The sequence below is a fragment of the Aminobacter sp. P4_H6_2 genome (assembly GCF_056400805.1).
Genome location: NZ_JBFUKO010000138.1, coordinates 1 through 10196 on the forward strand (window position 1 = coordinate 1; position 10196 = coordinate 10196).

Annotated in this window: 8 protein-coding genes and 1 pseudogene; 6 read left to right on the top strand and 3 right to left on the bottom strand. The window is 61.0% G+C overall.

All coding sequences use genetic code 11. The features are described 5' to 3' along the window. Nucleotides 1-182, top strand: a pseudogene (locus tag AC1DUU_RS12630) (IS481 family transposase); the annotation flags it as partial. A gap of 95 nt (nt 183-277) precedes the next feature. Here the strand turns inward: AC1DUU_RS12630 and AC1DUU_RS12635 are convergent. Both AC1DUU_RS12635 and AC1DUU_RS12640 read right to left on the bottom strand, forming a co-directional pair. After that, nucleotides 278-1684 carry a polysaccharide biosynthesis/export family protein gene (locus AC1DUU_RS12635; RefSeq protein ID WP_476783766.1) on the bottom strand — a complete coding sequence of 469 codons (1407 nt, stop codon included), beginning with the start codon at nt 1682-1684 and terminating at the stop codon, nt 278-280. A 20-nt stretch (nt 1685-1704) separates the two neighbouring features. Continuing rightward, complete coding sequence (locus AC1DUU_RS12640; protein WP_476783767.1) at nt 1705-2577, bottom strand: glycosyltransferase family 2 protein; 873 nt, start codon at nt 2575-2577, stop codon at nt 1705-1707. A 276-nt stretch (nt 2578-2853) separates the two neighbouring features. Between AC1DUU_RS12640 and AC1DUU_RS12645 the strand changes: the two genes are divergently transcribed. Beyond that, nucleotides 2854-4086, top strand: coding sequence for a glycosyltransferase (locus AC1DUU_RS12645; RefSeq protein ID WP_476783768.1), 1233 nt, complete (start codon nt 2854-2856; stop codon nt 4084-4086). Here AC1DUU_RS12645 and AC1DUU_RS12650 read toward each other — a convergent pair. Beyond that, on the bottom strand, nt 4076-5194 hold the full coding sequence (locus AC1DUU_RS12650) for a glycosyltransferase family 4 protein (protein ID WP_476783769.1): 1119 nt from the start codon (nt 5192-5194) through the stop codon (nt 4076-4078). The two genes, AC1DUU_RS12645 and AC1DUU_RS12650, sit on opposite strands and share 11 nt — an antisense overlap. A 248-nt stretch (nt 5195-5442) precedes the next feature. Here AC1DUU_RS12650 and AC1DUU_RS12655 point away from each other — a divergent pair, with 248 nt between their 5' ends. The 4 genes from AC1DUU_RS12655 to AC1DUU_RS12670 are packed head-to-tail and all read left to right on the top strand — an operon-like array spanning nt 5443 to nt 10071. Beyond that, nucleotides 5443-6675, top strand: a complete 1233-nt coding sequence (locus tag AC1DUU_RS12655; RefSeq protein ID WP_476783770.1) for a glycosyltransferase family 4 protein — start codon at nt 5443-5445, stop codon at nt 6673-6675. Beyond that, nucleotides 6675-8048, top strand: a complete 1374-nt coding sequence (locus AC1DUU_RS12660) for a polysaccharide pyruvyl transferase family protein (RefSeq protein WP_476783771.1) — start codon at nt 6675-6677, stop codon at nt 8046-8048. Before AC1DUU_RS12655 ends, AC1DUU_RS12660 begins: the two co-directional genes overlap by 1 nt. Before the next feature lie 20 nt (nt 8049-8068). Continuing rightward, nucleotides 8069-9094 (top strand): glycosyltransferase family 8 protein, encoded by a 1026-nt coding sequence (locus tag AC1DUU_RS12665; protein ID WP_476783772.1) that lies wholly within the window; start codon nt 8069-8071, stop codon nt 9092-9094. Further along, on the top strand, nt 9085-10071 hold the full coding sequence (locus AC1DUU_RS12670) for a glycosyltransferase family 2 protein (protein WP_476783773.1): 987 nt from the start codon (nt 9085-9087) through the stop codon (nt 10069-10071). Before AC1DUU_RS12665 ends, AC1DUU_RS12670 begins: the two co-directional genes overlap by 10 nt. Nucleotides 10072-10196: the final 125 nt, after the last annotated feature.

Genomic DNA, 10196 nt, shown 5'->3' on the forward strand with positions numbered 1-10196 from the left:
ATGAGAGCCACGACCAACTCCGCCAGCACCTTGCCGACTTCGTCTTGGCCTACAACTTCGGCCGCAGGCTCAAGACCCTCAAAGGYCTCACGCCCTACGAATTCATCTGCAAGGCATGGCTTTCCCAGCCACAACGGTTCTCTCGCGACCCGCTCCAGCCAATGCCGGGACTAAACATCTAAGAATGATCTGCGTGGCCTGTGCTCGACGCAGACGCGCGAAATGCCCCAGAGGTGTGGCCCTCGGAGCGGCAATGACCCTTGCTGGTCAGCTTGCGTTATTGTGTGTTGGCAGTCGCAGCCGCCTGATCGGGTGCTGCTGCCCCTTGCGTGTCTAAGGGCATCGCCTGGGCGAGCGGAATCTCGGAGATGTCGCTTTCGGTCGGAAGCACAAGTCCGCCGTCCTCGAGCTTGGGCAGCGGGATTTTCACTTTGACCGTGTCGCCAGGTTCCACAATAGTCGTTTCACTGACCTCGACATCCACTGATTTGCCGTCGGCTGTTGGACGTATGATTGTGTATGTCGGTTGCGCTTCCTCCGCGCGAGTTCGAAGTGCTAGCAACCGCGGAGCGGTCACTTCCGAATCATGCAGCATCTGTACGGCGGTGTCGGCTTTGCGCGCGATCTCGTTGATCTGCCCTTGAGTTTCACGCAGCGACTCCGAAGCCTCGGTCGCGTGCTTGTTGTTGACGTCAAGGATCGAGATGTCCGCCCGGCTGACCTCCTGCCTGGCACGGAATACGGCCGTTTCCGCCGCCAGCCGATCGCTGCGGACCTGGGCAAGCGCACGTTCGAGCGCGATCTGTCTAGGCGCAGCAGAGAGCCCCTTGTCGACCAGCGTCGTCACACCGGTCAGTTCCTTCTGCACCAGCCCAATCTGCTCGTCGTAAAGCACAAGCTGTGCTTCGAGCGACGTAAGTTCCTTTCCCAGGAAGTCCTTTAGGCCGTTGAGGGCCTCCAACTGGGTCTTCATCCCGTCCTTGCGGGCGCGGAACACCAGCCGCTCCTGCTCCATGGCCAACGAGACCGAGCTGTCGCTCGCCCGGCGCGTCAGCTGCTCGGGAAAAGTAATGTCGTCGGCATTGGCCAGTTCGGACGTCAAACGGGCCTTTTTTGCCATGAGATTGGTGCCCGCAAGAGCTAGCAGGCCAAGATCGCCCCTGCCGGTAATCACTTCGCGGTCCAGCCTTGTGGTGTTGTCTTCGCGCGTGCGCAAGCCGCCGGCGATGCTGACCGCCTGCAAGACGGTAAGCCCGGGCCGATAAGGAAACTCACCTGGAGTGGTGACCTGGCCAAGGATGTAGAACGGCCTGAACTGCACAACTTCCACCGAAACGTCTGGCGGACGCCCAAGCCCCATGCGCCCCATGAGCGCCTCGCCGATCTTGATGCCGAGTGCGCCTGGTTCTGTTCCCGCGGCACTGATTTCGCCGACAAAGGGCAGCGACAGCTTGCCATTTGCACCGACGACGAACTGGTCGTTGAGCGCGGTCCATTCGAATATCTCGTCTCTAGAGGCGCGCCACTCGTAGATCTTCAGCCGGACCTTGTCCTGGGGCCCCAGCARATATTCGGCCGCCGCGGCATGCGTTGGTCCGATGGTACCGGGCGCGAGCGACACAGCAGCAGCGAAGACACTTCTCCGCAGCCGCTGGGTGAACACCGACATTGCGGATCTCGGCATGGTTTCCACGCGACGCACTCCTAGATTCTCAGAATGTATTCGGGCTCGATGCGCCCCATCAGAATATGGGCCATCGCCAACACATTGCCGCGCAGTCGTCCGCGCCGGTCGATGTAAGGTTCAGGCACGACGCTGCGGGCGAGATTGGCGGCGATGTTGCGCGCCATCAGCGGCACGGCAAAGGTAGCCGGAACCGTACCCTTCCTGATGAGATAGATCGGGTTGACGATCTGGGAGTAGCCGAAACGCACGCCACTGACGCGACCGGCCTTCAGGCCGAGATGGACGCCGACGATCGACGAAACGCCGACCACGCGGCCACGCGCTCTGAGCTGGCTTGTGAAGTCGATATCCTCCTGCCAGCCATAGAGCACCAGTCGCTCGTCGAAGCGGAGATTTCCGATACGTGACGCCCGGATCGACATGTTGCAGCCATAGGCGCCGACGTGATCGGCCACTTGCGGTTCGGCCGGCGGGTTTGCCTTGGCCTCATCGAGGGCGAGCAGGGCATCGTGCCAATCGTGACCTGCGTTGCGCGCACCATCCAGGATGGCGTGTCCCATGACGACGGCCCAGTCGGAATTCGCCTTGAAGGCTTTCACGACGCGATCGAGATAGTCGTCGGCAGGCACGAAATCATCGTCGAAGAAGGTGATGATATCAAAGCGCCGGGCCGCGTGGTCGAGCRCATTGTTGCGCTGGGCCGTCAGCCCCTTTTTCCCGAAGATCACCGACACCGGAAAACGATCCGAATGAATGGGTTCGACGTGGGTCGCATCGGGTGCTGAAACGATGACTTCGTCGGGCAATCTCGTCTGGCGCTCAAGATACGCCAGAAGATGCGCGAGTTGCTCGCTGCGCCCGAGCGTTGGTATCGCAACTACAAGCCTCATCTGGTGCATTCCCTTGCCGCCCTCGAAGGCGTGCCGCGGCTGTGCCAGGGCGGATTCATCCGCTGTGACCGTAGCCAGTGCCGCGCACTGCTACAGCCTGCAAAAAAGGGGCGGCATCCTCCGCATATGCACCGTTAGAGGTATGGACGGGCCCCGCCTGACGTAGGCGCCATACCTCTTGGGCTAGGAATGGACGCCACCCCGTTTGGTCAGCTTGCCGGGGTCGGGGCGTAATCGGAGACTGGTGGCATCAAGCAGTATCGGAAGAAGCCTATCATGCGCCATGAAAGCCCAACCGAGTTGGTGACGGCAACCGAACATGCCGCTGTCCCGCAGCTGCGCGTTCCGGCAGTTTCTGGCGTCGCCTCCGGCGACCGGGTCGCCATCGTCCACGACTGGTGTCCCGACTTCAGGGGCGGCGAAAGGGTCCTGGCGCAAATCTGCCGGCAGTTTCCCAATGCCGATGTTTTCACCTTGTTCGATTTTTTGCCGGCGGAGGTGAAGGAGCAATATTTTCGCGACATCGAGTTCCATACGTCCGCGGCCAATCGGCTGCCGATGGTCAAGAAGTACTACCGCTCGCTGTTTTTCCTTTGCCCATTTCTCATCGAGCAGTTCGATGTCACCGGCTACGACGTGGTGATATCATCGTCAGCCGCTTTCGCCCGCGGGGTGATCACGCGGCCCGATCAGCCGCATCTGTGTTACGTTCATAGCCCCGTTCGCTACGCATGGGACGAACAGTTCTCCTATCTCGAACAGGGCAAGCTCGGTTTCGGACCCAAAGGCATGCTGTATCGCTACATGCTGCATCGGCTGAGGGAATGGGACACCCGCACCGCGCATGGTCCGGACCTGATGCTGGCGAACTCGAACTATGTGCGGTCGCGGATCAAGCACATCTATGGCCGCGACTCGCGCGTGGTATTCCCGCCGGTTTCGCTGGGCGAACTCGATTTCGTCGCCGACAAGGACGACTACTACGTCTCGGCGTCGTTCCTCGCGCCCTACAAGCGTACAGATCTCGTCATCCAGGCGTTCAACGAGATGCCGTCGCGCCGCCTCGTCATTGTCGGCGAGGGTCAGCAATCGTCGCGCCTAAGGGCGCTGGCCGGACCAAACATCAGCTTCGCCGGTTTCCTGCCCAGGCGGGAATATGTGCGAACGATCGCCGAGGCGCGGGCAATGGTCTTTGCCGGATGCGAGGATTTCGGCATAGCGCTTGCCGAGGCCCAGGCCTGCGGCACGCCGTTGATTGCCTTTGGACGCGGCGGTGCCACTGACATCGTGCAGCGCCTGGGCGTCGCCAACGCGCCGACAGGGGTACTGTTCGGCAAGCAGACGGTTGCCGCCCTGAAGGAAGCTGTCGCTTACTTCGATGATAACCGGGCATCGGTCACCGCCACGGCCTGTCGCCAAAACAGCGAACGGTTCTCGGAAGAGCGTTTCGATCGGGAATTCCTGGACGCGGTCGGTAACGTCCAGTCGCTTCACGCAGTCATTGCGTGAATTGCCGCTTGGCCGCATTTGCAGGGGCTTGCTGCTCCAGCATCGCCAACAGATAAAGCTCCGCCGATGCTTCCCAACGATAATGCGATATTCTTGCGCGACCGCGCTCGATCATATCCTGCCTGAGCGTCGGCGACGCCCGAAGCTCCATGAAACGGTCGAACCAGGCGTCGGCGTCGTCGGGTGACGCATAGAGCGCCGCATCGCCGCAGATTTCCGGCAGGCTGGCACGGTCCGAGATCACCACCGGGCAACCTACCACCATGGCTTCCAGCGGCGGCAGCCCGAAACCCTCGGTAAAGGACGGAAAGGCAAGGCACATGGAGTCGCGCAAGAGTGCTRCCAGCTCTCCGTCCGAAAGCCGCCCGAGCCAGAAGACATTGGCTGTTTCGCCATGCGCGGGCAGCTTGAAGACACGCGGATCTGAAATGCCCGCCACAGCAATCCGGAAGCCCGCGGCATGAAGCCTGTCGGCCATGCCGAGGATGAGTTGGGCATTCTTGTGGGGCGCGGTACTGCCAAGCAGGACGATCGTGTCGGGACCGGCCGCCATTTCGGTCTTGAGCGAATGCTGGGCCTGCCATCTGGCGGCGTGCTCATGACCGTTCGAGGCAACGAAGATCTTGTTTGCCGGGCAAATCTGGTGGCGGACCAATTCGCCAGCCGAATAATGCGAAACAGTCGAGACGCACTCGGCGCTGCGGCCAAGGGCAGGCATTAGCGAGTGATAGAGCGCACGAAATGAAGGCGAGTAGCTCTGCGGGTAGTTCCTGGTGTTGAGATCGTGGATGCAGACGATGTGTTTGCTCGCCAGAACCGGGCCCGTATTGCACAGGCTGAGCAGGCCGCCACGCACATTGGCAGGCAATATGGCCTGTTCCCAAGGGTGACCGCCAAACCTGCCGATGGTCCGCGTTCGGATGGCCGACAAAGGGAGGTCGAAGATCGCATCCGGCGGTACAAGCAATTCGAGGTTGAGGTGGTGCGCGATACCGGGATGCCGCGCGAGCAGCCTGTCCATGGCGCAGACGATCTCGCGTGCATAGCGCTGCACACCGGTCATCTGCTGAGCGAGGAAGCGGCCGTTGATGGCCCAGTGCCGTCTCAAGTCGACCTCCTGTCGCGATGCGTTGTCAGATTGGCATCTTGCCGTGGCCGGTGTGGACCGTCATTTCGTCCATTGGGTCGCAGGTCCCGAATGGCTTCAACCAATCGTCGCCGCAACTCACCCAGATGCTATCCGAAGGGGGAGGCGTCTACCTCCAACGTGTAAAAGTCCGCCATGGCCGCGCGGTGCTAGGGTCTTGTCGTATCCATGCGGCGATGCGGGGCCGCCGATCCGGAAAGACGCCGACAATGGGCAGCCCAGAAATCCCAGTCACGCAGCGATCGCTGCTCGAAAACGGCAAYGTGATCGCTTTGCCATTGCGCCCGACATCCGCAGGCGAAACGGTTCGGACTGCTCCACGTATCAGGCGCTGGAGCATCAATGGCGATTTTGTCACGCTCAATCCCAACGGCGTGGCCCGCTATGCCCGCGAGGTCACCTCAGCACTCGACGCCTTGATCGCGGAAGGCCATCCGCTTGCGCGCGGCCTCGACGTCGACCTCATCGTGCCCCGGGAAACGCAACTGCAGCTGAGCGCGATCGGCGTGCGGCTCGTTCCCGAATATAGCCGCCCGCGCCTGCCGCAATTTTGGGTGCAGGCGCAATTGCCCCGGCATGTGCGTGGCGGGCTCTTGAGCTTCTGCAACCTCGCTCCGATCTCGGTCAAGCGGCAGATCGCGTGCATCCATGATCTGCATACCCGGCTGATGCCGGAGAGCTACGGGCTTCTGTTTCGGTGGGCGCATCGACTGGTCCTGCCAGCCCTTGGGCGCCGCGCCGCGCATATCACGACAGTCTCACAGCTCTCCCGCGGGCATCTCGCCGCCTGCGGCATAGCCGACTCCAACAAGATAACCGTCACCTACAACGGCGCGGATCATGCTGCGCGCTGGGATGCGGGCAGATCAAAGCTGCAGCCGGTTTCCGACCGGCCCTATGTCTTGTGCCTGGGGCGCGACCAGAAATACAAGAACATCGAGCTGCTCGTTCGTCTGGCACCGCTGCTCGATGCGATGGGCCTCGACCTATGGATGGCGGGAGATGCCGGCGAAGCTGTCGTTTCCAGATTTGCGTCGCCAATACCTAAAAATCTTCGCCTTTTGGGGCGGATAAGCGATGACGACTTCAAGAAGGCACTATCGGGCGCGCTGTGCTTCCTTTTTCCCTCGCGTATCGAAGGTTTCGGTTTGCCGGCGGTTGAGGCCATGGCATCGGGATGTCCGGTCGTGGCCTCCACGGCACCTTGCCTGCCGGAAGTCTGCGGTGATGCCGCCCTTTACGCCGACCCCGATGATCTCAGCGATTGGGCAGATGCGATCGGCAGACTGCGGTTCAGACCGGAACTGCGGCGGAGCCTTGTCGAGGCGGGTTTCGCGCAGGCCGGGCGTTACACCTGGCGCGGTATCGCCGAGATCTATCTCAAGCTCATGGCTGAGGTCGATATGGCGGACGCAAGGCCACCGGCTAGAGGAACACACTGATGGCCGGTGACAATGGGCGGGCGCGTGGCGCTTATTTCGGCGGTGTTCCGACCGGTTTCCGCGAGGAATTGAGCGAGTACCGGACAATGCCTACCGAAGCTGCGGAGCTTGTGCTCGTGCCAGGGGAGCCGGGTACGGAGCACGCACCCAACGACATGGTAAAAATCGCCAAGCCTCTCCGCATCGCGCTGTTGGGCCAGTTCGGCGTCGGAAACTTCGGCAATGACGGCTCGCTCGAAGCCATGGTCGGCTCTCTGAGGCGGGTATGCCCTGATGCCGAATTATGCGTGATCTGCACGGAACCGGACGTCGTCGAACGAAGCTTCGGTATCAAAACCATCAAGCTGACGCGTCCGAGTATTACAGCCCCTTGGATCGACCGGCTGAACCGCCTATTCGGCCGCGTACCTTACAAGCTGCTTGGCCCCATCCGTGCCTTCCACCTGCTGCGCGGGTTCGATGTCGTGGTCCTACCGGGCACCGGGGCATTCGACGATTTCGGCGATACGCCCTTCGGCATGCCTTACGTGTTCTGGAAATGGATGTTCATGGCCCGCTTGCGAGGCTGTGCCGTCGCCTTCGTCAGCATCGGTGCCGGACCTGCCTATCACCGCCTCAGCCGCCTCTTTTTCTCCGGGGCGTCACGCTGCGCGACATATCGTTCCTTCCGCGATGGGATATCGCACGACTTCACCACCTCGCTTGGCGTCGACACCAGCGCGGACCGGGTCTTTCCTGATCTTGCCTTCAGCCTGCCGGTACCTCGGCCAGCCGAGCGCAAACTGAGCACGCCAATCATCATCGGCCTGGGTGTGATGAACTACCGTGGGCGCACGGGCGAGGGCACTCAGATTTACGATCGCTATGTCGCCAAGCTCGCCGAATTCACGACATACGCCCTGTCACGCGGCTTCGCTGTCAGATTGATGCTGGGGCAAGACAACGACCTTGTAGCCGTGGACGACCTTGTCGACCGCATACGGACGGGCGTGACAGATGAAGAACTGGCGCGCGTCATCTATGAGCCGTCCAATTCGCTGCACGACGTCATGGCGCAGATGCAGGCCACTGACGTGATCGTTGCGACACGTTTCCACAATGTGGTGTGCGCGCTGCGCGTCGGGATGCCGCTGATCTCGCTGGGCTATCTCGAAAAGCACGATGCGCTAGCCGAGGAGATGGGGCTGTCGGACTACTGCGCCGACGTCGAGCAATTCTCCGTGGCTTGGCTGATCTCAAGTCTTGAACGGTTGCTTGAGGAAAAGGACGCCCGCGCTGCTCGGGTAAGAGAAACGGTGCAGCGTTATGTACGAAAGCTTGCGGCCCAGGAAAGCCTGCTCGGCAATCAGGTTTTCGATCCGCTGAGACGATAACGAAACGTAGGCAAGACAACATGCCTTTTGACGCGGACAAATTCAGCAACGGCGGCGGCCGGCATGCGGGGCGGATCGCCATCGCCTATGTCACGGATCGAAATTACCATGACATGACGCTCTATGCCTTAGCTTCGGTTGCCATGTTCCACCGCAAGCCGGTCGACTTTTTCCTGTTTCAGCACGAGTACGCAGCGGCCGTGACGGCGCGATATCGCTCAGTGATCGAAGCGTATGGCCATAGCCTGACGATCGAGGAAGCGCCGCCCTATGATACGGCATATTCGATGACCGTCAGCAAGCATCTTACACATGCGGCATTCTTTCGAGTGTCGGCGATTGAAAAGCTTGCGCACAGCTACGAATACGTCCTCTATCTGGATGGTGATACGCTGGCTTTTGGTGACCTGCGCTGCGATGAACTCGCGGGCTTTTCCGAAATCGCCGCCGCTTGCCTGGATCTGTCGGTCTCGACCGGTTTCGACGACCCCGGCTTTGCCGACAATTGCAGGCACAACGCCGTCACCCCAGAATATTTCAACTCGGGTGTGATGATGATCAACAGCAGGAAGTGGCTTGAGGCCCAGGCGCTCGACCGCTTTACCGAGCACCTTCATCAGCACGCCCACGCCTGTGTCTATCTCACTCACTGCACGACAAACGATCAGTGCGCGTTCAATCTCACTCTGGGCGGCGCCTACAAGCGGCTGCCGGTGACCTACAACGTGCAGAAGTCCGCGTTTCAGACGCGCGCATGGGCCGATGCCCTGCTTCGGCATTATACGGGGGTGATCAAGTTCGTGCCTGTCCGCTCCTGGCGCTGCGACCGCAAGGAGTACCGCCTCCTTCGCCGCATCAGCGGCGAGACGGGCCTGGCATTGCCCGTCCGGTTTTTTGACTTCGGGTTCAGCTACTCCCTCAATGCCCTTCGCCGCCGCCGGACGGTGGCGAGCTACGACAGCGCCATTGAGGAAATCGAGCATCGAATGGCCAGGCAGCGGGCGATTCCGCCTGACAAGCCAAGGGGAGCGCATTTATGGCACTGATCGACATCGTCATTCCGAATTATTGCTATGCGCGATACCTGCCGCAGTGCGTGCAAAGCATCACCAGTCAGGGTGTGGACGACATTCGAATCCTGATTGTCGACAACGCATCCACTGACAACAGTGTCGAGGTGGCGCGGGATCTGGCAAGCCGCGACAATCGGATTGTCGTGGTCGCGCGCGAGAAGAACCTCGGCCACCATGCTTCCTTCAACTACGGCGTCGACTGGGCAGCGGCAAAATACTTCGTGCTGCTTTGCGCCGACGATCTGCTCGTCGATGGCTGTTTCAAGCGCTCCCTGTCAGTCCTTGAGGCCCACCCCGACGTTTCCTTCGCCGCCGGATCCGAACTCGTCTGGCACGAGGAGGCGGATCCATTGCCGAACATCGCGAGCACCGACGACGCGGCGTGGCGGTTCTTGTCGACCGAAGAATTCACCCTTGCAAGGTCACTACCCAGCGAGGTGCTGTTCGGTGGCGGCGCAGCGCTGGTGCGAACCGAGGACCTTAAGCGCGTCGGGCATTTCAGGACTGACGTGCCCTTCAACGAAGATCTGGAAATGTTCCTTCGCCTGTCCTTGAATCGCAAGGCTGCATTGACCGATGCCGTGCACGGGATAAGGCGCGTGCATGGTGGAAATGTCTCTTCGATCTTCTGGCGCGACTTCAAGCGTGATCTCGTCGAAAGAAAGCTGACTTTCGACAGCTTCTTCACCCGCGACGCCGGATCGATGCCGGGCGTGGACAGATTGCGTCAGCGCGTTCACCGCAATATCGGCAAGCGCGCCTACTGGTCCGCCTTGTCTCATATCGCGCGTGGCCAGCGAGAGGCGGGGGTCGAATTGCTCAAGTTTGCGTTCGAGCTTTCGCCGCGCTTCGTGCTTCTTCCGCCGGTCGACTACCTGTTGCGCATGGGCAATCCTGTGGGACATATCCGGACGCGCCTGGCGGAAGCCTTTGCGGGGCGCAGCGCATGACGTGACGGACGCAGCCGAGCGCCACGGCCGTCGGCGGTTCGGCATCTCACGGATGCTGGACCGCGATGCGTCGCAGGGGAAGGGTCTTCAGCAGTTCGTCAAGCAAGGGATGGCGGGTCGACCAG